The sequence below is a fragment of the Streptomyces sp. NPDC005791 genome, from assembly GCF_042871485.1.
Taxonomy (GTDB): Bacteria; Actinomycetota; Actinomycetes; order Streptomycetales; family Streptomycetaceae; genus Streptomyces.
In genome coordinates this window covers 1-20975 of record NZ_JBIAIP010000010.1, presented here as the reverse complement: position 1 = coordinate 20975, position 20975 = coordinate 1, and the positions used below count along the sequence as shown (strand labels likewise).

Here is a 20975-nt window from a genome sequence, read left to right as displayed (position 1 = left end):
ACACATGACCTGGAAGCTCCGCCCCCCTACGGTGCGCCGCGCCGGAGCCGCGCTCGCCCTGCTGGGCGGTCCGGCCCTCCCGCCAGGTGCCCAGGCGGCCACCGTGTCACCGGACACGGAGCCTGAGGCGGCCGCGACCGGCGGGGCTCCCGCCCGGGATCTCGGCCGGGAGGTGCTCGCCGACAACGACGGCTGGGCCGCCGAAGGCACGGGAACCACCGGAGGCTCGGCCGCCGACGAGGACCACGTCCTCACCGTGCGCAACCGCGCCCAGCTCGTCGCGGCGCTCGACGGCGGCAGCTCCGTCCCCGAGATCATCCGGGTGGCGGGCCCGATCGACGCCGACACCGACGACCGGGGACGGCGGCTGGACCGCGCCGACTACGCCACCGGCGGCTACGACCTCGCCGCCTACGACCCCCGTACGTGGGGTGGCGCCAAGCCTTCCGGACCGCAGGAGGACGCCCGCAAGGCCGGAGCGGGGAGGGCCGCATGAGCAGCACCACACCCCTGCCCGTCGTCCTGGCCGGTGCCCGCGGCCACGGCCGCTGGCACCTCGCCAACCTCCGCCGCCTCCAGCACCAGGGCCTCGTCAGGCTCGCCGGGATCTGTGAACTGCGTCCGCTGACCGACGGCGAACTCGAGATGTTCGCCGACGAGATGCCCGAGCAGTCCGCGGACTTCGGTGCCCTCCTGGACTCCACCGGCGCCCGCGCCGCCGTCATCTGCACCCCCATCCCCACACACACCACGCTGGCCCTGACGGCGGCGGCCCGGGGCGTCCACCTCCTCCTGGAGAAGCCGCCCGCCGCGACCTGGGCCGACTACGCCCGCATGGTCGACGGCGTACGGGAGGCGGGCATCGCCTGCCAGGTCGGCTTCCAGTCCTTCGGCTCGCACGCCGTGCCGGCCATCGAGGACCTCGTACGCTCCGGAGCCATCGGCACCGTGCGGGGCATCGGCGCCGCCGGTGCCTGGGTCCGCGACGACGCCTACTTCCGACGGGCACCGTGGGCAGGACGCCGCAGGATGGGCGGGACCGACGTGGTCGACGGGGTGCTCACCAACCCGCTGGCCCACGCCGTCGCCACCGCACTGGAGCTGGCCGGCCGGGGGACGGCCGAGGACGTCGCGTCCATCGAGACCGAGCTGTTCCGGGCCCATGACATCGAGTCCGACGACACCAGCTGCGTCCGCGTCACCACCACCGACGGCATGCCGGTGACCGTCGCGGTCACCCTCTGCGCCGAGGAGGCGGGCGAGCCGTACGTGATCGTCCACGGCGACCGCGGACGCATCACCTTCTGGTACAAGCAGGACCGGGTCCTCGTCCAGCGCGCCGGACACGGCCCCGAGGAGGCCGTGCACGGGCGGACCGACCTCCTGGAGAACCTCGTCGACCACCTGGAGCACGGCACCCCGCTCCTCGTACCGCCGGAGCGCACCGGAGCGTTCATGCGGGTCCTCGAAGCCGTACGCACCGCCCCCGAGCCCACGGCGCTGCCCGACACGGTCTGGCACACCCGGCCCGCCGACCAGGGCGACGGCGTACGGCGCATCGTCCGCGGCATCGACGGCACGGTCGCCGCCGCCGCCGACACCCTGACCCTCTTCTCCGAACTAGGCGCCTCCTGGGCGCGACCCAGCGAGGTGAGCACCCCATGACCACCGCACTCCTCAGCTGCGCCGGACGCCCCGTCGGCCGCTACAGCTACGGGCCGGAGGCGGGCAGCCGGCCGTATCTGCATCCCGTCACCACTCTCGCCGGCACCCCCGTCACCGAGGAGCGTCCCGCCGACCACATCCACCACCTGGGCCTCTCCGTCGCGGTGCCCGACGTGGCCGGACGCAACTTCTGGGGCGGGCGCACCTACGTCCGCGACCAGGGCCCCACCGAGCTCGACAACCACGGGGTGCAGCGCCACCTCGGCTGGAAACTCCGCGACCCGGACGGCTTCGTGGAGGAGCTCGGCTGGGAGGCCGACGGCACCGAGCTGCTGCGTGAGCACCGCACGGTCGCGGCGACCGAACTGTCCGGCACCGCCTGGGCGCTGGACCTCTCCTTCTCCCTCACCAACCGCGGCGGCACGGACCTCTCCATCGGCAGCCCCGCCACCAACGGCCGCCCCGGCGCCGGATACGGCGGCTTCTTCTGGCGCGCCCCCAAGGAGCCCGCTCCGCCCGCCGTGTTCAGCGGAACGCTCGACGGAGAGGAAGCCGTGCACGGCAAGGCCGCCGACTGGCTCGCCCTCGTGGGGGACGGCTGGACGCTGGTCTTCGCCGGCGCGACCGAGGAGACCCGGCGCGACCCGTGGTTCGTACGGACCACGCAATACCCGGGGGTCGGTTCCTCCCTCGCGGCGGACCGCCGGCTTCCCGTCGCGGCCGGTGCCACCGTCGTACGCCGCGTCGTCACCGTCGTCGCCGACGGACGCCTCGACCGGGACACCGCGGCCGCCCACGTCCGTAAGGCGGTCACCGCATGACGCTTCCCTGGACGGCAGACCTCGGGGACGGCACCTACCGCAACCCGGTCCTGAACGCCGACTGGTCCGACCCGGACGTCGTGCGCGTCGGCGACGACCACTACCTCACCGCGTCCAGCTTCGGCCGCGCCCCCGGACTGCCCCTGCTGCACTCCCGCGACCTCGTCAACTGGACGCTCGTCGGCCACGCCCTGGAACGGCTGGGACCGGAAGCCGAATTCGCGGTGCCCCGCCACGACTGCGGGGTGTGGGCGCCCTCGCTGCGCCACCACGCCGGACGCTTCTGGATCTTCTGGGGCGACCCCGACCACGGCATCCAGCAGATCAACGCCGAGGACATCCGGGGGCCCTGGAGCGCGCCGCACCTCGTCAAGCCGGGCAAGGGCCTGATCGACGCCTGCCCCCTGTGGGACGAGGAGACCGGGGAGGCCTACCTGGTGCACGCCTGGGCGAAGTCCCGCTCCGGCATCAAGAACCGGCTCACCGGCCACCGGATGAGCCCTGACGGACGCGAGCTCCTCGACGAGGGCACGACCCTGATCGACGCCGACACGATCCCGGGCTGGTTCACCCTCGAAGGACCCAAGCTCTACCGGCACGACGGCTACTTCTGGATCTTCGCCCCGGCCGGGGGAGTGGAGACCGGCTGGCAGGGCGCCTTCCGCTCGCGGACGTTCGACGGCCCGTACGAGCACCGGGTCGTCCTCGCCCAGGGCAGCACCGAGGTCAACGGTCCCCACCAGGGCGCCTGGGTCCGGACCGCCGCCGGAGAGGACTGGTTCCTGCACTTCCAGTCCCGCGGGGCGTACGGGCGCGTCGTCCACCTCCAGCCGATGCGCTGGGACGACGGGGGCTGGCCGGTCATCGGCGACGAGGGCGAGCCCGTCCTCACGCACCGCCGGCCGAAGGCCCCGGAGCAGGCCGCCGAGGCACCGGCCTCCAGCGACGACTTCCCCGGCGGGCGGTACGGCCGCCAGTGGCAGTGGACGGCCAATCCCCGGCCCGGCTGGACCGTCGGGCACGGCGACGACGGGCTGCGCCTCAGCTGCGTACGGACCGCGTACGCGCACGATCTGCGCGCCCTGCCCAGCGTCCTCGTGCAGCGGCTGCCCGCCGAGGAGTTCTCCGTCGAGGTGGGCATCACACTGGACACCGACGAGCCGGGGGCCAAGGCCGGACTCGCCATCCTCGGGGACGCCTTCTCGTGGATCGGCCTGGAGGCCGGCCCCCACGGGACGGCCCGGCTCGTGCACCGGTACGCCGAGAGCGTCGCCGAACACGAACGGGACGCCGAACACCCCCGCCCCGCCCCCGAAGCCTCCGTCCGCGTCCGGATCGACGTCACCCGGGGCGCCCGCTGCCGCTTCCACGCCGACACCGGCGACGGGGCCGGCTTCCGGGCCTCCGGCCAGGTCTTCGCCGCCACCCCCTGGCGCTGGGTCGGCGCGCTGCTGGGCCTCTTCGCCACCGCACCGGCCGGCGACGGGCCGTCCGGCACCGCCGGCTTCACCGCATTCCGCACCACCGGAGGACCGCGCACCACCTGATCCCGCCCCGCGTGCGCGAGTACCTCGGCGCCGCACCGCACACACCACTGACCTCCCCCCACGCACGCGCACAGATCCGAGAGAGAAGAGCCGACATGAACATCTCGAAGACGCTCCGGGGGCGTACCGCGACCGCGGTGTCCCTCACCGCGGTCCTGGCACTCGCGGCCACCGGCTGTGGCGACGACGGCAGCAGCTCAGGCACGGAGGGCAGCGGAAAGGGCGAGATCACCTTCTGGGACAACAACGGTGGCCCGCGCACCGCGATCTGGACCGAGATCATCAAGGACTTCGAGAAGAAGAACCCGGACATCAAGGTCAAGTACGTCCCGATCCCGATCGCGGACGTCCAGTCCAAGTACGACACGGCCATCGCGGGCGGCGGGCTGCCCGACGTGGGCGGCGTCGGCACCGCGTACCTGGCCAACATCGTGTCCCAGGAGGCCCTGGAGCCCATCAGCGACCGGCTGGAGAAGTCGGCGTTGAAGGGCAAGCTCGTCGAGAGCATGGTCGAGAGCGTCAGAGCCGCGGCCGGCCGTGGCGACGACATGTACACCGTGCCCACCTCCGCGAACAACGGGGCGCTCTGGTACCGCACCGACCTGTTCGACGCGGCGAAGCTGGAGGCGCCCACCACCTGGCCCAAGTTCTACGAGGCCGCCGACAAGCTCACCGACGCGAAGAACAACAAGTTCGGCTACACGATCCGCGGCGGCGCCGGCTCCATCGCGCAGGCCCTGGACGCGATCTACGGCCAGACCGGCATCACGGAGTTCTGGGACGGCGAGAAGACGACCCTGAACGACCCGAAGAACGTCGCGGCCCTGGAGAAGTACGCCGCCCTCTTCAAGAAGACGACGCCGGCCGCCGACGTCAACAACGACTTCACCAAGATGGTCGCCCAGTGGGACACCGGCACCATCGGGATGCTCAGCCACAACCTCGGCTCCTACCAGGACCACCTGAAGGCGCTGGGCGAGGACAAGTTCGCCGGGATACCCGCCCCCATCGGGGAGGGCGGCACACGCGTCCAGGTCTCCAACCCCGTCGACGGTCTCGGGCTGTTCCGCTCCAGCAAGAACAAGAACGCGGCCTGGAAGTTCATCGAGTTCGCGGCCTCGCACGAGTCCAACAGCAAGTGGAACAAGGCCGCGGGCGCCATCCCGGCCAACACCGAAGCGGCCAAGGACCCGTGGATCAACGAGACCGAGCCGACCGCGCTCGCCGCGAAGGCCCTCACCGACGGTTCCACCAAGATCGTCGACCTGCCGTACTACCTGCCCGACTGGAACAACATCAGCAAGGCCGACAACGAGCCGGAGTTCCAGAAGCTGCTCCTCGGCAAGGTCACGGCCAAGGACTTCCTGGACAAGATGGCCAAGGAGCTGAACGCCGCACAGAAGGAGTGGACGGAACTGGGCAACGGCTGACCCCGGCCGTCCCACCACCCCAGCGGCACCCCCCCATGAGCGGGGGACCGGCGGCGGTCCGGGTCGCACCCCGCCGCCGGTCCCTCTCCTGGCGCACCACCTCGCGTTCGTCCTTTGAGAGAGGCAGTCATCCTGTGTCACTCACCCGTAGACAGACGGCAGCCGCGCTCCTCGCGCTGCCCCTCGCCCTCAGCGCCACCCCCGCACTCGCGCACGGCGGCGGAAGCCGGCCCAGGGCCCGGACCCTCCACATCGCGGGGGACTCGACGGCGGCCCAGAAGTACGCCGCCGCCGCACCCGAGACCGGCTGGGGCACGGCCCTGCCCTTCTTCCTCGGCCGTACGCTCACCGTCGCCAACCACGCGGTGAACGGGCGCAGTTCCAAGAGCTTCGTCGACGAGGGCCGTCTCACCGCCCTCCTGGACGGCGTCCGCCCCGGCGATCTCGTCCTCGTCCAGTTCGGGCACAACGACGAGAAGACCGAGGACCCCACCCGCGGCACCGACCCGTACACCACCTACCAGGGATACCTGCGCCAGTACATCAAGGGCGCCCGGGACCGGCACGCGGAACCCGTGCTGATCACCTCCGTCGAGCGCCGCCGCTTCACCGAGGACGGCACCGCGAGGCCCACCCACGGGGAGTACCCCGCCGCGATGCGCGCCCTGGCGGCCGAGGAGGGCGTGACCTTGCTCGACATGCAGGCGCTCTCCCTCGCCCGATGGCAGGAACTCGGCCCGGACGGGACCCAGGCGTACTTCAACTGGCTGGAGCCCGGCGAGTCGCCGAACTACCCCGACGGCAAGCAGGACAACACGCACTTCCGGCCCGACGGAGCCGTCGACGTGGCCCGCATGACCGCACGCGCCCTGAGGTCCGGGCGTGTGCTCGCCCCGCGCGACGTGCGCCGGCTCGACGAGCCGGTGCCCGGGTCGTGGATCACCTGGCCGCAGGCCTGATCCGCGCCCGCCCCGCTCTTCTTCCCCTCCTCCCGCGCACGACAGTTAAGGATTCGCCATGCCCGCACGCATGAGACATGTCCGCGCCACCGCCGTGGTGACGGGCTGCGCCTCGCTGGTCCTCGCCGTGACCCTCCCCGCCCAGGCGTCCCCCAAGTACCACGGCAAGGGGATCGAGCGCTCCGTACTCCCGGCGGGCGACGGCTGGGCCGCCGCCGACGGCTCCACCACGGGCGGGGCGGCCGCCACCCCCGACCACGTCTACACCGTGAGCAACCGGGCCGAGCTCATCGCCGCCTTCGAGGAGGCGGGGGACGCGCCGAAGATCATCAGGATCGACGGCACCGTCCACGGCAACTCCGACGCCGCCGGCACCCCGATCGGCTGCGAGGCGTACCAGCAGGACGGCTACACCCTGGAGAAGTACCTCGCCGCCTACGACCCGGCCGTCTGGGGCACGGACGAGGTCCCGTCGGGCCCGCTGGAGGACGCCCGCGCGGCGTCCGCGAAGCTGCAGGCGGCCGCGGTCAACGTGAACGTCCCGTCCAACACCACGCTGGTGGGTGTCGGCAAGGACGCCACCATCGTCGGCGCCAGCCTCCAGGTCAGGAACGTCTCCAACGTCATCGTCCGCAACATCTCCTTCGAGGACACCTACGACTGCTTCCCCCAGTGGGACCCCACCGACGGTGACAACGGCGCCTGGAACTCCGAGTACGACAACCTGGTCGTCCACGGAGCCAGCCACGTCTGGGTCGACCACAACACCTTCAGCGACGGCGACCGCCCCGACGCCGGCCAGCCCCACTACTTCGGGCAGGTGTACCAGCAGCACGACGGCCTCTTCGACATCGTGCGCGGCGCCGACCTCGTCACCGTGTCGTGGAACGTCCTCAAGGACCACGACAAGACCATGCTCATCGGCAACAGCGACGGCGCCGGGGCCAGCGACCGGGGCAAGCTCCGCGTCACCCTGCACCACAACCTCTTCAAGGACGTGAAGGAGCGCGCGCCGCGCGTCCGCTTCGGCCAGGTCGACTCGTACAACAACCACTTCGTGGCCGGAAAGGACGCCGCCTACGGCTACACGTACGGCATCGGCGCCGAGTCCCGTCTCGTCGCGGAGCACAACGCGTTCACCGTGCCCAAGGGCTTCGACAAGGCGGCCATCCTCAAGAAGTGGTCCGAGTCCTCCCTCACGGCGGAGAACAACTACGTCAACGGGCGGAAGACCGACCTGATCGCCGTGCACAACGCGGGCGTGCCCGCCGAGCAGCTCACCGAGGGCGCCGGCTGGACCCCGGAACTGCGTAAGAAGGTGGACCACCCGCTCGCCGTACCCCTGCTGGTGGGGCTCAAGGCGGGGGCCGGCAAGACGTCGGTCCGCTGACCCACCCCCGAACCGGCCGGAGCGGCACCGCACCCTTCCACCATCCCGGAAGGCGCCGCTCCGGCCCGCCCCTCTTCGCAAGGAGTACCGCCATGCCCAGCAGACGCAGTGCGCTGACCCTGCTCGCGGGCGCGGGCACCGCCCTCGCCCTCGGCACACCCACCGCACACGCCCGGCCCCCGCGCCCCCGCCCCTTCGGCCGCTACGGTTCACCGTCCCGGCGGCTCGACGCCCTGACGCTGTACGTCGACCCGCACGGCAGGGGCGACCACACCGACGTACGGTCCGCCGTCGACGCGGCAACCGGCACCGGCCGCACCCTGGTGCTCGCCCCCGGCACCTACCGGGGCACGGTCCTGGTCACCGCCGCCCGGGCGGAGCTCACACTGATCGGCGCGAGCGGCGACCCCCGCGACACCGTCATCGTCCATGACAACGCGGCCGGCACGCCCAAACCCGACGGCTCCGGCACCCACGGCACGAGCGGCTCGGCGACCGTCACCGTCCAGGCCGCCGGATTCACCGCCCGCGACGTGACGTTCGCCAACGACTGGCTGCGCTCCGACCATCCGGAGTACACGGGCACCCAGGCCGTCGCGATCAAGGTGCAGGGCGACCGGTCGGCCTTCTACGGCTGCCGTTTCCTCGGCCACCAGGACACCCTGTACGCCGACTCCCTCGCCCTCACCGCCTTCGCCCGCCAGTACTACCGCGACTGCTACGTCGAGGGAGACGTCGACTTCGTCTTCGGCCGCGCCACCGCCGTCTACGACCGCTGTCACTTCCGCACCCTGACCCGCACCGACCTGACATCGGCCCCGTACGGCTTCGTCTTCGCGCCCAGCACCGCCGGAGCCAATCCGCGCGGCTACCTGGTCCTGCGCTCCCGGGTCACCAGCACCGCCCCCGACGCGTACTACAAGCTGGCCCGTCCCTGGGTGCCCTCCTCGGACCTCACCGCACACCCGATGCTGACGGTCCGCGACAGCCACCTCGGCGCGGGCATCGACGCCGTCACGCCGTACGGCACGATGTCCTCGGGCTTCCCCTGGCAGGACCAGCGCTTCGCCGAGTACCGCAACACCGGCCCCGGTGCGCGCGTCACCGTCCCCGCCAACCGTCCGCAGCTGACCGCGTCCGACTCCCGCGCGCACACCCCGGCCGGCTACCTGGGCGACTGGCGCCCCCACGCATGACCCTGGGCCTCACCCGAGGTGTGCTCCCCTCCTTCTACGAGCGGCTGAGGGACGAACTCACCTTCCCGCTCGCCTGGGGGAGGTCCGCGACGCGTGACTTCCCGGCCTGGCGCGAAGAGGCGCGCGCCGTGGTCGGGGAGGCGCTGCTGCAGCCTCCGGCTTCCGGACCGGAGCCGTTCGACCCGGAGACCGTCGACGTGTGCGACGCGGGCCCGTACACCTCGCGCACCGTGGAGTTCGCCCTCAGCCGCTACGGGCGGGCCCGCGGCTCCCTGCTGGTGCCGCACGGGTCCGGGCCCTTCCCCGCGGTGCTGGTCCTGCACGACCACGGGTCCGAGTTCACCATCGGCCGGGAGAAGGCCGTACGGCCGCGCTCGGCCACTGACCGTCTCGCACGAGCCACCGTGTGGGCCGAGCGGCACTACGACGGCCGGTTCGTCGGTGACGAACTGGCCGCCCGCGGCTACGCCGTGCTCGCCGTGGACACCCTCGGCTGGGGCGACAGGGGCCCGCTCGCGTACGAGGACCAGCAGGCCCTGGCCGCCAACCTCTACCAGCTGGGCACGTCCCCGGCCGGCCTCGCCGCCCACGAGGACATCCGGGCCGCCGCCTTCCTCGCCTCACTGCCCGAAGTGGACGAACGGCGCGTCGGCGCGCTGGGTTTCTCCATGGGTGCCTACCGCGCCTGGCAGCTGTCCGCCCTGTCCGACGACATCGCGGCGGCTGCCGCCGTCTGCTGGATGACGGGGGTCAAGGAGATGATGGTCCCGGGCGACAACGCGCTGCGTGGACAGTCCGCGTACTTCATGCTCCACCCCGGACTGCACCGCCGTCTCGACATCCCGGACGTGGCCTCCCTCGCCGCGCCCAAGCCCGCGCTCTTCCTCGCGGGCGGGCGGGACCACCTCTTCCCCCTGGTCGGCGTGACGGCGGCGTACACGAAGTTGCGCGCGGTCTGGGAGTCGCAGGGAGCGGGCGACCGGCTCACCACCACGGTGTGGCCGGACACGGGCCATGTCTTCACATCAGGCATGCAGGAGGCGGTGTACGCCTGGCTGGACACCTGGCTCGCCCGGGATCCGACACGGTCCGGAGGCAACCGGCCAGCCACCGACTCCGGGGTCGGGTGAAGAAGCACACCCCTCCCGCACAGGCGCCTGGGTCAGCTACGGCGCGTCCACCAGGGTCCGGCCGTCGGCAGGAGCAAGCGAGGCGAGGCCGCCGGCGTAGGCGGACTCGACGCGGGCCTGTTCGGTCGCGTTCGGGACCGCGTTCCTGCAACCGGTGCCCGCGCTCGACCCCGACATCAGCTGGGAGCACGGGCCGGGCTTGGTGTCGGGCAGACCCAGGCTGTGCCCCAGCTCGTGGGCGGCGATCCGGGCCTTGTCATGGCCCTGGGACACCGCCTGACTGCCGAGTTCGACACGCGCCAGGCCGCCCGGGCGCACCGGTCCGAGTGTCGCCTGCGGCCAGCCGCTGGTGGCGACGATCTGGATCTCGGCCCGGGTGCCGGGCGCGGCTTCCACCAGCCTGACATTGTCTACGTTCCGGTTCCACGAGGCGACTCCGGTGGTGATCGCCGTTTCCCAGCCGGCTGCTCGGCTGTCGTCGTAATAAAGCGTCACGACCGCGGCCGCGTTCTTCGCCGCGGCCGCCTCCGGTATGTGTACGGCGTGCGCCGCTGTCGTCGCGGCCAGGGTGAGCGCGGCGGCGGTTCCGGCTGCCTTCAACCATAAGGAGTGTGGCATTGCTGTCCCTTCACTCGTGGGGGACCCGGCTCACCTTCGGAACCGGGAGTGGGGCGGAGGGGCCGCGGCGGCGGGGCAGCCGACCGCGGGATCTCCAGGGGCTTCAGATGCATGCCCTCAGCCGTACTTATCATGCCCCTGTCATCTTTCTTGCCGTGAGAAGGGCCGGAAACGAGCGGCCCGACGGCGGGCGGAAGGGCGCGCCTCGACCTCCCCAGGTTTCGGCGCGCCCTCTCACCCCGGCGTTCGGGAGGGGTGATCATCATGGCCCCTGCCCCGCGTCCCCGCCTCGTACACCTGGCGTCCGCCGGACCCGCGTCGCGCGCAAGGGCGCTTTTCGAAAGTCCCGCCTGCCTGGCGACGCCTGGCACGCACGCTCGCCGCGTTGTCGGGATCACCCCGGTACATCCAGTATCGGGGCGACCCTCCGCCTTGCGATCGCACGCACCAGACGCCGCCAGGCCCGCCCTTCGGGCGGACGGCGCTACTTTCGAAACACGCCCTAGCCGTAGCTGAGGTCCGAGGCGGTGTACCGGCAGTACGTGCCGTCCGGACCGCTGCCCGTCTCCTTCGGCTCGGCGCCCGTGTTGTTGCCCGTGTAGCGGACGCAGGGCTTGATCTTCTTGCTGCTGTCACCGTGGATCCGCACCGAACGCAGCGCCGCGGTGTCCCCGTAGTTGGTGTTGATGCCGACCAGGGACTTGCCCGGCGCCGTGATGTCGACGTCGTTCACGATGATCTCGCGCTTGTACTGCTTGGAGCAGTTGCCGCAGGACCGGACGAGCTTGCCGAAGTCCGCGACCTGGAACTTCGTGATGACCAGCTTGCCCGCGCCGTTGAACTGGAAGACCTTGTCGGAGGCCTTCTTGGCGCCGCCGCCGTACACCGTGTAGACGGAGCCGGTCGACGTGCCCTTGAAGGACGCGGCGTCCTCGCCGACGTCCTCCCACCAGACGTTCTGGATCGTGCAACTGCCGGAGCAGTGGATGCCGTCGGCGGCGGGCGTGCCCAGGATGACGTTCTTCAGCGTCGCTCCGTCGGCCAGCTTGAAGATCGGGTCCTGGCCCTCTTCCTGACCGTCGCCGCCGAGGTCACCGCTGCCATGGAAGCGCTTCAGCGATCCGTCGTACGTCCCCGAGACCGCGATGGTCTTCGAGACGGCCTGGGTGCCGGTGGCACTGGGCCAGGCGGGTACCGCGGCGGCCGCCGCCCCGGCGGGCTGCAGCATCACATTGGTGGCCAGAGCGGCGCCGGTGAGGCCCAGGGCCGCGGTGAGGGCGGCGGCCATACGGCGTTTGCCGGGCCTGCGCCGGTGGGTGTGCGCTCGTTCGCTCATGTTCGTCGGTCCCGTTTCCTAGGGGGTGGGGGGCAGTGTGTCGCGCTCATAGGTCGCCACCGCCGGGGAAAAGGTTGCTGTGTTCCGCGTCTGTTTCTCTCGGTGTCTCCGCGCCTCAGTGCGTCTGCGTGAAGCCGCCGCCCACCGACGTCTGTCCACCTGCCGCGACCGCACGCGCCGTGTAGTCGTCCCGCCCGGTGTCACGGGCGCCCGAGGCGTGGTTGTACTGGCCAGCGAAGGTGTGCGTACCGGTCGGAACGCTCCGCCCCGGCTTCAGGGTCCAGCGGTAGACGAGGAAACCGTCCTCCTCGCGCGCCGACGCCGCGAAGTCCTGCTCCGGCAGGGAGCGCCAGGACCCGGTGGTGTCGACCCCGCCGTTCAGCGCGATCCGCAGTTCGACGGTGAGCGCGGTCAGCGTCCGGTCCGTCTTGACCGTCACTTCGCTCTGCGCCCAGTACGTGTTGCTGTTGGGGTTCAGCGAACCGTCCGACCACAGGGGGCCCTTTCCGGCGGGCAGCTCACCGCCGCGGTCCGGGGACGGTGGCGCACTCTCCGCCGCGGAAGGCGACGCGGGCCCGGCGGCCACCCGCTGCCCGCCCGCCGGCTCCTCCTGGCCTGCCGAGGTGACCGCGAACGCGCCGGCCGTCAGCACCCCGCACACCGCCGCCGTCGCGCCGACGACCCGCAACCAGGGCATCGGCGTGCGGGGGGCGCGGGCGGGACGGGCCGGCGGTTCCTCCGCCATGCCGCGCTCGATCCGGGCCAGCATCCGTGCCCTGTCGGGCCGGTGCGACGCGGCGGCCCTGTGCAGCCGCTCCCGCAGGTCCTCGTCCATCACTGCCTTCCTCCGGTGCGCTGCCCGGCGGCCGCCACCTGTACCTGTGCCGCCGGCGACCGGGGCCCGAGCAGACGCTGGAGTTCCGCCACACCGCGCGAGGTCTGGCTCTTCACCGTACCCACCGATATGCCGAGGACCAGAGCAGTGTCCCGTTCGGACAGGTCGAAGGCGTGCCGCAGCACCACGCAGGCGCGCTTGCGGAACGGCAGCCGGCGCAGGGCGTCCTGTACGTCCACCACGGCCGACACGTCGGGCCCGTCCGCCGCGTAGCCGTCCCCGGCCCCCCGGGGTGGCCAGAACAGCGCGATCCGCCGGCGCTCGCGCACCGCGCTGCGGATGCGCGTACGAGCCAGGTTGGCCACGACGCCTCTCGCGTAGGCCGCCGGGTGGTCGGCACCTCTGACCCGGTCCCAGCGGTGCCAGAGCGCCATGAGCGCGTCGGCGGCCAGGTCGTCGGCAGCGTCGGCCTCACCCGTCAGCAGGTGGGCGAGCCGGGCGAGTTCGGCGTAGTGCGCCTCGAAGAACGCGTGGAACTCGGCGGCAGCGGCGTCGTCCAGGACTGTGCCCACGGGTACCTCTTCTCTGCACGGGATCCCTGCGCGCTCGAAGGGGTTGTGTACGTTCCCAACTCCGTCGACGGGGCGAGAGCGTACCAATGTGTACCGGGAGGCGCTTCGGCGCGTGTGAGACTCCCAGTAAGGCGCAACACGGCGAGGACGTGAACCCCCGGTACCGAAATACCGTTGCGGGCCACGTGGTGCCGGGCTCCGCGAGCCACCGGGTGCGCAAGCCCGCCCGGGCGGCGCCCGGGCGGGCGGAGTCGTGGAGCCGCGACGCTTCCCGCTTCCTCAGTTCCCCAGGGCGGCCTTCATCATCTTCTGCGCGATGGGCGCCGCCAGGCCGTTGCCGCTGACCTCGGAGCGGGCCGCTCCGGAGTCCTCGACGACCACCGCGACCGCGACCTGCTTCCCGTCGGCGTCGTCCTTCGCGTACGAGGTGAACCAGGCGTACGGGGTGTTGCTGTTGTCCACGCCGTTCTGTGCGGTGCCCGTCTTGCCGCCCACCTCGGCGCCGTCGATCTGCGCGTTGCTGCCGGTCCCCTCCTCCACGACGGTGACCATCGCGCTGCGCAGCTGCTCGGCCGTCGATTCCTTCACGACCCGCTCGGTGTCACCGTCCGGGTACTCCTGCAAGGTGGAGCCGTCGGCGTCGGTCACCTTCGCGACCATGTGCGGCGAGGCCAGCTCACCGCCGTTGGCGAGGGCGGCCGAGACCATGGCCATCTGCATCGGGGTCGCGGTCACCTCGAACTGCCCGATCCCGGTCAGCGCCGTCTGGGCCTCGTCCATACCGGTCGGGTAGACGCTCTCGGACGCCCGCACGGGCACGTCCAGTTCCTCCGTGTCGAAACCGAAGGCGTCCGCCATCGCCTTCAGCTCGTCCTGGCCGAGATCGGCCGCCACCTTCGCGAAGACGTTGTTGCACGAGTACTGGAGCGCGGTGCGCAGCGTGGCGTTCTCGCAGGGCGCCGCGGGGTTCTCGTTCGACAGGACGGTGCTCGTGTTCGGCAGGGTGTACGGGTCGGGGCTGTCCGTGGGCTCGTCGACGGAGCCGTACAGGCCGTTCTCCAGCGCTGCCGACGCGACCACCAGCTTGAACGTCGAGCCGGGTGGCAGCGGCTGTCGCAGCGCCCGGTTGAGCAGCGGCTTGGTCTCGTCGTCGAGCAGCTTCTGCCAGGCGTCGCCGTCCGTCGTCCCGCTGATGTCGGAGGGATCGTACGAGGGCGAGGAGACCATCCCCAGGATGCGTCCGGTCTCCGGGTCCATCGCGACCGCCGCGCCCCGGTCGTCCCCGAGTGCCTCGAAGGCCGCCTTCTGCACGTCAGGGTCGATGGTCGTCAGCACGTCACCGGGGGCCGCCGGCTCGCCGGTGATCACGTCGGCGGGGTTCTTGAGCCGGTCGTCGGTCCCGTCGAGGACATCGCTGTAGATGCCTTCGAGCTGGGTGGCGCCGTAGGCCTGCGAGCTGTAGCCGGTGACCGCCGCGTACAGCTCGCCCTGGGCGTAGGTGCGTTCGTAGCGGAGGTCGTCGTCGTCCGTCTCCTTCGAACCGGTGACCGGGGATCCGGCCACGATGATGTCGCCGGGCGGCTGCGCGTACTGCGCGATCGTGTTCCGCCGGTTGTGTTCGTCGTCTGCGAGCCCCCGGGCCTCGTACGCCTGCACCCAGGTCGCCCGCACCAGCAGGGCGAGGACCATGAGCAGACAGAAGACCGAGGCGCGCCTGATCGTCTTGTTCATCCCGCTGGAGGGACGAACGGGGACGCAGGGGGCGTTCCCGTCCGTGTTCCTTCTCACCGGTTTCTCAGATGCGGCGCGCCGCCCGGCCCGGAGCTCAGAGCCTGCGGGTCGCCAGGGTGAGCCGGTCGCGGGCGTCGAACAGGGAGTCCTTGACCATCTGCTCGTGCGCCGGCGTGAGCCGGGCGACCGGCACCGAGCAGCTGATGGCGTCGCGAGAGGGCGTGCGGTACGGGATCGCGATGCCGAAGCAGCGCAGCCCCAGCGTGTTCTCCTCGCGGTCCACCGCGTAACCCTGCTCGCGGATGAGGTGCAGCTCCTCGATCAGCTTCTCGCGGTCGGTCAGGGTGTGCTCCGTCAGCGCCGGCAGCGTCTCGGGCAGCATCTTGCGGACCTGCTCGTCGCTGTGGGTCGCCAGCAGCGCCTTGCCGAGCGAGGTGGAGTGCGCGGGCAGCCGGCGGCCGACGCGGGTGAAGGGGCGCAGATAGTGCTGTGACTGGCGGGTGGCGAGGTACACCACGTTCGTCCCGTCCAGCCGGGCCAGGTGGATGGTCTCCGTGGTGTCGTCGGAGAGCCGGTCCAGGGTGGGGCGGGCGGCGGCGACGACCTCGTCGCCGTCGATGTACGAGGTACCGACGAGCAGGGCGCGTACGCCGATCCCGTACCGGGTGCCCGTGGCGTCGGTCTCCACCCAGCCGAGCTCCACCAGTGTGCGCAGCAGCATGTAGAGGCTGGACTTGGGATAGCCGACGGCCTCCTGCACGGCGGCCAGCGAGTGCATACCGGGGCGCCCCGCGAAGTATTCGAGCAGCTCCACCGTCCGTACCGCGGACTTGACCTGTGCCCCACCGGACTCGCCTACCGACATGCCGTATGCCCCTTCCAGCCTTCTTGTACGACCCTGTGACTTCTTGCCAACACTGAGCGCCCGGAAATAGAGTCCCCATGTATTCACGATCAGGAACTCTGTTCAGAATACCGAACAACTTCTCCTGTGTGGCAGTGGAACCGGAAGGAAACACGGTGGCAGCAGCACCAGTCTGGAGCGTCGACCCCCGGACGGGGAACCCGCGTGAGCAGGTTGCGGTGGAGGCTACAGCGGAGGAGGTCGACCGTGCGGTCCGGGCGGCGCACGCCGTCCGCGGGGCGCTGGCCGACCGCACCGTACGCGCCGCGTTCCTCCGTACCGCGGCCGACCTCCTCGCCGAGGCCCAGGAGCACGTCATCGAGGCGGCCGACGCGGAGACCGCCCTCGGCCCCGCCCGGCTGACCGGTGAGCTCGCCCGCACGGCGGCCCAGCTGCGGGCCTTCGCGGAGGTCGTCGACGAGGGCGCGTACCTCGACATCCACATCGACCACGAGGACGGCAGCCGCACCCCGCCCTGGCCGGACCTGCGCCGCTACAAGATCCCGCTCGGCGTCGTCGCCGTCTACGCGGCCAGCAACTTCCCGCTCGCCTTCTCCGTCCCCGGCGGCGACACCGCGAGCGCGCTCGCCGCGGGCTGCCCGGTCGTCGTCAAGGCGCACCCCGACCACCCTGCGACCTCGGAGATCTGCGCTTCGCTCCTGCGCAGGGCCGCTGCGCAGCACGGTCTGCCCGAGGACGTCCTGACCGTGGTCCACGGCTTCGAGGCGGGCGTCGAGCTGGTCAAGCACCCGCTCGTCTCCGCCGCCGGTTTCACCGGTTCGATCCGCGGTGGCCGCGCCCTGTTCGACGCCGCGGCCGCCCGGCCCACCCCGATCCCCTTCCACGGCGAGCTCGGTTCGCTCAACCCCGTGGTCGTCACCGAGGCGGCGGCCGCCGAGCGCGGCGAGCAGATCGGTGCCGGACTCGGTGGCTCGATGACCATGGGCGCCGGACAGTTCTGCACCAAGCCCGGCTTCGTGTTCGCCCCGACCGGTGAGGCGGGCGACCGGCTGCTGAAGTCGCTGACCGAGACGGTGAGCGGTACGGGTGCCGGGGTCATGCTCGACCACCGGATGCGCGACGCCTTCGTCCACGGAGTGGCCGAACGGGCCGCGCTCCCGGACGTGGAGGCCCCGGTCACCCCGGGCGCGGGCGGCGAGCACACGGTCGCCGCGGGCTTCCTCACCGTACCGGCGCAGCGGCTGGCCCAGGAGGGGCCGCACGACGCGCTCCTGGAGGAGTGCTTCGGCCCGGTCACCGTCGTCGCGCGCTACGACTCCGCGGACGAGATCACCGCCGTGCTGTCCCGCCTGCCGGGCAACCTCACCGCCACCCTCCAGATCGCCACGGAGGAGGCCGACGGCAGCGCCGCCGGACTGCTCGCCGAGCTCACCCCGGTGGCCGGCCGCGTCCTGGTCAACGGCTGGCCGACCGGTGTCGCCGTCGCTCCCGCCCAGCACCACGGCGGCCCCTACCCGGCCACCACCTCCACCTCCACCTCGGTCGGCGCCACCGCGATCGAGCGCTGGCTGCGCCCGGTCAGCTACCAGTCGACCCCCGAGGCGCTGCTGCCGCCGGAGCTCCGTGAGGCGAACCCGCAGAACCTGCCGCGCCGGGTCGACGGGCGCAGCGCATGACGGCGGTGCGGCCCGACGGGCTGCCCTTCGACCTGGAGCCCGTCGGACCCGAGGGCGGATGGACGTACGCGGACGGCGTGCTGACCGGTACGGCGGGTGCGAAGCAGGACCGTTTCGTCCCGCCGGGCGGTGACGCCCTGGAGCCGGCCACCGACGCGCCGCGCCTGCTGGGCGTGGCGCCGGAGGGCGACTTCCAGCTGATCGCCCGGGTGCGCGTCGGCTTCGCCGCCGCCTTCGACGCGGGGGTGCTCTACCTCCACGTCGGGGAGCGGGAGTGGGCGAAGCTCTGCCTGGAGCTCTCCCCGGAACGCCCCACGGTCTGCACCGTCGTCACGCGGGGTCAGTCCGACGACGTGAACTCCGCCGAGGTGGAGGGGAACAGCTGCTGGCTGCGGCTCAGCCGCGTCGGCGGAGCCTTCGCCTTCCACGCCTCGGCGGACGGCGAGCGGTGGACCTTCGTCCGGGTGTTCACCCTCGGTACGGAGCAGGAGCGGGCGGCCGCCCGTATCGGCTTCCTCGTCCAGTCACCGACCGGCGACGGCTGCACGGCGACGTTCGACCGGATCGCCTTCCGGCCCACCGGGCCGGGCGACCTGCGCGACGGCAGCTGACGGACCACGTGTACCGCGCGAAGGGCCCGGATCCGAGCTCGGGTTCTGGGCCCTTCGCCCGTGGGCGCGTCCTGCGGCGTGCGCCAAGATCCTTTTGCTGCGTCGGCACCTACGCCGAGACCCCGGCGGCGTACCGCACGAAGTCGGCCCAGCTGTCGGGGGCGAGGGCCAGGTGGGGGGCGGGCGACGTCTTTCGAGTCGCGGACGAGGACGGCGTGATCGGTGGGGGCGACCTCGACGCACTCGCCACCGTCGCCGGCGCTGTAGCTGGTCTTGAACCAGCTGAGTCCGGTGGTCGCCTTGTGTTCGGTGCTCATCGCTCTCCCAGCAACTCCTCGATCAGCGCCAGGGACTCGTGAGGACTGAGGGCCTGACCGCGAATGCTTCCGAATCGTGCGGCCAGGATACGTACCTCTTCGGCGTCGACGACCAGTCGGTTCGCGCTCTGCACCTCAAGGTAGGCGAGTTGTGGCCTCCCCTTCGGTGTGAGCAGGATGAACGGGCCCTCCAGTGCGGAATGGTCTTCGCATGCCATGGGCAGTACCTGGATCGTCGTGCTGCGCAGTCGGGCCAGGTACTGCATGTGCTTGAGCTGACCGATGCGCACGTCGTGTCCGCCGACCGATCTGCGCAGGACGGACTCGTCAATGACCGCGCTGACCATCGGTGACGGCCACCTGGTGAGCGTCTCCTGGCGTGCCAGCCGCGCGCTGACACGCTGCTCGACGGTTGCCTCGTCCAGCGGTGGTTGCCGCGACATGAATGTGGTGCGTGCATAGCCCTCCGTCTGAAGGAGACCTGGGAATGTCAGTGTGCTGAAGAAGGCGATCTCCACCGCACCCGCCTCCAGTCGCGCGTAGTCCTGGAACCACGCCGGATGCTTCACCCGCGCCCGAGCCTTCGCTCTGGCCACGTCGTCCTTCGCGGCACGCGGCAGCCCGCCCGCTCCGAGCAACTCGTCGGCCGCGTCCAGGAATGCGGGCTGCGCCGTGCGGCGGCCCCCCTCCAGGGACCGGATGAGGTCCTCGCTGTAGCCGAGCCGCTCGCCCAGCTCCCGCTGGGTGAGGCCCGCCCGCTCCCTGAGCAGCCGGACCTGGCGGCCGATGACGCGGAACAGGTCCGCCGCGTCCTCCGGGCCGTCGTCGTCGCCGATCGTGTTGTCCAGAACCACCGGTACCTCCGGTACCCGTCGCCGTGCGTACCGGTACGTGCTGGTCACGTACCGCCATCCCCCCTGATAAGCGCACGGTCACACGACGACGCTGGGTGGTGTGAAGAGCGAATCCGCACAGACCCCCTTGGCCGCACAGCAGTTCACGCAGTTGCTCAGCGCCACCCGGCGAGGCGCCCGGCTCGGGCGGTTGCTGACGGTGGAGCAACTCGTCGCGTGGGGATGGCTCCGTGACGGCGAGGCCATCCACGCCGCCGCCCTGGTGGTCGCGGAGCTGGCCTCCAACGCGGTCCGGCACGGGCGGCTGGAGGGGCGGGGCTTCCGGCTGACGCCCGTACACCTGCCGGGCGCGGGGCTGAGGATCGAGGTCACCGATCCGCGCGGGGAACGCCTCCCGGCCAGGCGTGCGGGCGGTCTCGGTATCGCCGTCGTGGACGCGCTCGCCGCGGACCGGGGTGTGCGGCCCTTCCCGCCGTCGGGGAAGACCGTGTGGGCCGAGATCGCCCCGGAGTTCCGGAGCCGCCCGGCCACCGTGTGAGCCGGGCGGCATGGTCGCGGAGGTGGCCTCAGTGCCGGATCAGGCCGCCGACCGGGACGGACTCGACGTGTCCGGTCGGAGGAACGGTCTGTGCCAGGGCGAGGCCGATGTCGACAAGCGAGGACCGGCCGAGGCGAGCGACCTCGGGGATCGGGGTCCAGACCGACTCGGCGGTCTCACCGTTCGGCTCGGGCCTGAGCCGGCCGCCGATGATACGGATGCGGTAGAAGATCCCGACGTTATGGAGCTCGGGCCGGCCGGGCAGGCGACGCTCTGCCGCGGGGACCACCCTTGAGTCCACGCCCAGCAGACGCTCGACCACGGCGTTCAGACCGGTCTCCTCGGCGACCTCCCGGATCACCGTGGCCAACGGATCCTCGGCGTGCTCGACCCGGCCGCCCGGAAGGGTCCAGGTCCTGTCGCCGTCCGGCCGTACGGCATGAGCGAGCAGCACCCGCCCGTCCTCGACGCACACGGCGTACGCCGCCAGTCGCAGATCCATCCCCCGAGGCTACGCCCGCACCTCTCGGTGGTCGCGGACGGTCGAGGGGTAAACAACTGTTCCTATTTTTTTCAGTGGGTATGTGGTGTTGTCTGTGAATACCGTAATGTCGTGAAGATCCGTTGCCATTGCCATTGCCATGGCCCGTGGGGGTGAGCGTGTGAAGAGGTTCACGCCACAGCCGGGCTTCACTGTCCTGGCATACAAGCTGGCGCTGGATCCGAACGCCACCGCTATGGGCCGTCTGCATGCGCATGCGGGTGGGGCGCGGGCCGCGTACAACTGGACGGTGGCCCATGTCACGGCTGTGTGGTGGCAGCGCAAGGCCGAGGCCTCGTACGGGATTTCCGAGGACGGGCTGACTCCGTGGCGGTCGTGGTCG

The 20975-nt window shown here is 71.6% G+C and carries 21 protein-coding genes and 1 pseudogene; 13 read left to right on the top strand and 9 right to left on the bottom strand.

What is annotated here, in order from left to right:
• Nucleotides 1-4: 4 nt before the first annotated feature.
• The 9 genes from ACFYSH_RS20335 to ACFYSH_RS20295 all read left to right on the top strand — a co-directional run bounded on the left by ACFYSH_RS20335 (nucleotide 5) and on the right by ACFYSH_RS20295 (nucleotide 10138).
• Nucleotides 5-496 (top strand): hypothetical protein, encoded by a 492-nt coding sequence (locus ACFYSH_RS20335; RefSeq protein WP_388754236.1) that lies wholly within the window; start codon nucleotides 5-7, stop codon nucleotides 494-496.
• Nucleotides 493-1665 (top strand): Gfo/Idh/MocA family protein, encoded by a 1173-nt coding sequence (locus tag ACFYSH_RS20330; protein ID WP_388754234.1) that lies wholly within the window; start codon nucleotides 493-495, stop codon nucleotides 1663-1665. Before ACFYSH_RS20335 ends, ACFYSH_RS20330 begins: the two co-directional genes overlap by 4 nt.
• Nucleotides 1662-2486 (top strand): PmoA family protein, encoded by an 825-nt coding sequence (locus tag ACFYSH_RS20325; protein ID WP_359474781.1) that lies wholly within the window; start codon nucleotides 1662-1664, stop codon nucleotides 2484-2486. Before ACFYSH_RS20330 ends, ACFYSH_RS20325 begins: the two co-directional genes overlap by 4 nt.
• Nucleotides 2483-4033: a family 43 glycosylhydrolase gene (locus tag ACFYSH_RS20320; protein WP_388754231.1), complete on the top strand. Its 1551-nt coding sequence runs from the start codon at nucleotides 2483-2485 to the stop codon at nucleotides 4031-4033. The genes ACFYSH_RS20325 and ACFYSH_RS20320 overlap by 4 nt, the downstream gene beginning before the upstream one ends.
• A 95-nt stretch (nucleotides 4034-4128) precedes the next feature.
• Entirely contained in the window at nucleotides 4129-5463 is a 1335-nt protein-coding gene (locus ACFYSH_RS20315) for a sugar ABC transporter substrate-binding protein (protein ID WP_359474775.1), read from the top strand.
• Nucleotides 5464-5597: 134 nt separating this feature from the next.
• On the top strand, nucleotides 5598-6422 hold the full coding sequence (locus ACFYSH_RS20310; protein ID WP_388754228.1) for a rhamnogalacturonan acetylesterase: 825 nt from the start codon (nucleotides 5598-5600) through the stop codon (nucleotides 6420-6422).
• A gap of 58 nt (nucleotides 6423-6480) precedes the next feature.
• Nucleotides 6481-7812, top strand: coding sequence for a polysaccharide lyase family 1 protein (locus tag ACFYSH_RS20305; protein WP_388754225.1), 1332 nt, complete (start codon nucleotides 6481-6483; stop codon nucleotides 7810-7812).
• 92 nt (nucleotides 7813-7904) lie between these two features.
• The gene (locus tag ACFYSH_RS20300; protein WP_388754221.1) at nucleotides 7905-9008 is read left to right on the top strand and encodes a pectinesterase family protein; all 1104 of its coding nucleotides are present in this window, start codon (nucleotides 7905-7907) and stop codon (nucleotides 9006-9008) included.
• Entirely contained in the window at nucleotides 9005-10138 is a 1134-nt protein-coding gene (locus ACFYSH_RS20295) for a dienelactone hydrolase family protein (protein WP_388754218.1), read from the top strand. The genes ACFYSH_RS20300 and ACFYSH_RS20295 overlap by 4 nt, the downstream gene beginning before the upstream one ends.
• Nucleotides 10139-10174: 36 nt before the next feature.
• Here the strand turns inward: ACFYSH_RS20295 and ACFYSH_RS20290 are convergent, their stop codons facing one another.
• The 6 genes from ACFYSH_RS20290 to ACFYSH_RS20265 all read right to left on the bottom strand — a co-directional run bounded on the left by ACFYSH_RS20290 (nucleotide 10175) and on the right by ACFYSH_RS20265 (nucleotide 16095).
• Nucleotides 10175-10756 carry a snapalysin family zinc-dependent metalloprotease gene (locus tag ACFYSH_RS20290; RefSeq protein ID WP_359474760.1) on the bottom strand — a complete coding sequence of 194 codons (582 nt, stop codon included), beginning with the start codon at nucleotides 10754-10756 and terminating at the stop codon, nucleotides 10175-10177.
• A gap of 502 nt (nucleotides 10757-11258) precedes the next feature.
• Nucleotides 11259-12092 carry a pectate lyase gene (locus ACFYSH_RS20285; protein WP_388754215.1) on the bottom strand — a complete coding sequence of 278 codons (834 nt, stop codon included), beginning with the start codon at nucleotides 12090-12092 and terminating at the stop codon, nucleotides 11259-11261.
• Nucleotides 12093-12207: 115 nt separating this feature from the next.
• Nucleotides 12208-12927 (bottom strand): hypothetical protein, encoded by a 720-nt coding sequence (locus ACFYSH_RS20280; protein WP_359474754.1) that lies wholly within the window; start codon nucleotides 12925-12927, stop codon nucleotides 12208-12210.
• Entirely contained in the window at nucleotides 12927-13499 is a 573-nt protein-coding gene (locus ACFYSH_RS20275) for a SigE family RNA polymerase sigma factor (protein ID WP_359474751.1), read from the bottom strand. Before ACFYSH_RS20275 ends, ACFYSH_RS20280 begins: the two co-directional genes overlap by 1 nt.
• Before the next feature lie 279 nt (nucleotides 13500-13778).
• The gene (locus tag ACFYSH_RS20270) at nucleotides 13779-15230 is read right to left on the bottom strand and encodes a peptidoglycan D,D-transpeptidase FtsI family protein (RefSeq protein ID WP_388754212.1); all 1452 of its coding nucleotides are present in this window, start codon (nucleotides 15228-15230) and stop codon (nucleotides 13779-13781) included.
• Nucleotides 15231-15324: 94 nt separating this feature from the next.
• Nucleotides 15325-16095, bottom strand: coding sequence for an IclR family transcriptional regulator (locus tag ACFYSH_RS20265; protein ID WP_359474745.1), 771 nt, complete (start codon nucleotides 16093-16095; stop codon nucleotides 15325-15327).
• 155 nt (nucleotides 16096-16250) lie between these two features.
• On the opposite strand from ACFYSH_RS20265, the gene ACFYSH_RS20260 reads away from it, so the two are divergent.
• Both ACFYSH_RS20260 and ACFYSH_RS20255 read left to right on the top strand, forming a co-directional pair.
• Nucleotides 16251-17771 carry an aldehyde dehydrogenase (NADP(+)) gene (locus tag ACFYSH_RS20260; protein WP_388754209.1) on the top strand — a complete coding sequence of 507 codons (1521 nt, stop codon included), beginning with the start codon at nucleotides 16251-16253 and terminating at the stop codon, nucleotides 17769-17771.
• The gene (locus ACFYSH_RS20255; protein WP_388754206.1) at nucleotides 17768-18382 is read left to right on the top strand and encodes a DUF1349 domain-containing protein; all 615 of its coding nucleotides are present in this window, start codon (nucleotides 17768-17770) and stop codon (nucleotides 18380-18382) included. Before ACFYSH_RS20260 ends, ACFYSH_RS20255 begins: the two co-directional genes overlap by 4 nt.
• A gap of 227 nt (nucleotides 18383-18609) precedes the next feature.
• On the opposite strand, the pseudogene ACFYSH_RS20250 reads toward ACFYSH_RS20255, so the two are convergent.
• A pseudogene (locus ACFYSH_RS20250) lies at nucleotides 18610-18699 on the bottom strand (DUF397 domain-containing protein); the annotation flags it as partial.
• A complete protein-coding gene (locus ACFYSH_RS20245) occupies nucleotides 18696-19601 on the bottom strand; it encodes a helix-turn-helix domain-containing protein (RefSeq protein WP_388754204.1) in 906 nt (301 codons plus the stop codon). The pseudogene ACFYSH_RS20250 and the gene ACFYSH_RS20245, both read right to left, overlap by 4 nt.
• Before the next feature lie 52 nt (nucleotides 19602-19653).
• On the opposite strand from ACFYSH_RS20245, the gene ACFYSH_RS20240 reads away from it, so the two are divergent.
• Complete coding sequence (locus ACFYSH_RS20240) at nucleotides 19654-20091, top strand: ATP-binding protein (RefSeq protein ID WP_388754201.1); 438 nt, start codon at nucleotides 19654-19656, stop codon at nucleotides 20089-20091.
• A 28-nt stretch (nucleotides 20092-20119) separates the two neighbouring features.
• Here the strand turns inward: ACFYSH_RS20240 and ACFYSH_RS20235 are convergent, their stop codons facing one another.
• Entirely contained in the window at nucleotides 20120-20593 is a 474-nt protein-coding gene (locus ACFYSH_RS20235) for an NUDIX hydrolase (RefSeq protein ID WP_388754198.1), read from the bottom strand.
• A gap of 160 nt (nucleotides 20594-20753) precedes the next feature.
• Between ACFYSH_RS20235 and ACFYSH_RS20230 the strand changes: the two genes are divergently transcribed.
• Nucleotides 20754-20975, top strand: a 222-nt coding sequence (locus ACFYSH_RS20230) for a helix-turn-helix domain-containing protein (protein ID WP_388754195.1), incomplete at its 3' end; no start/stop codon positions are given.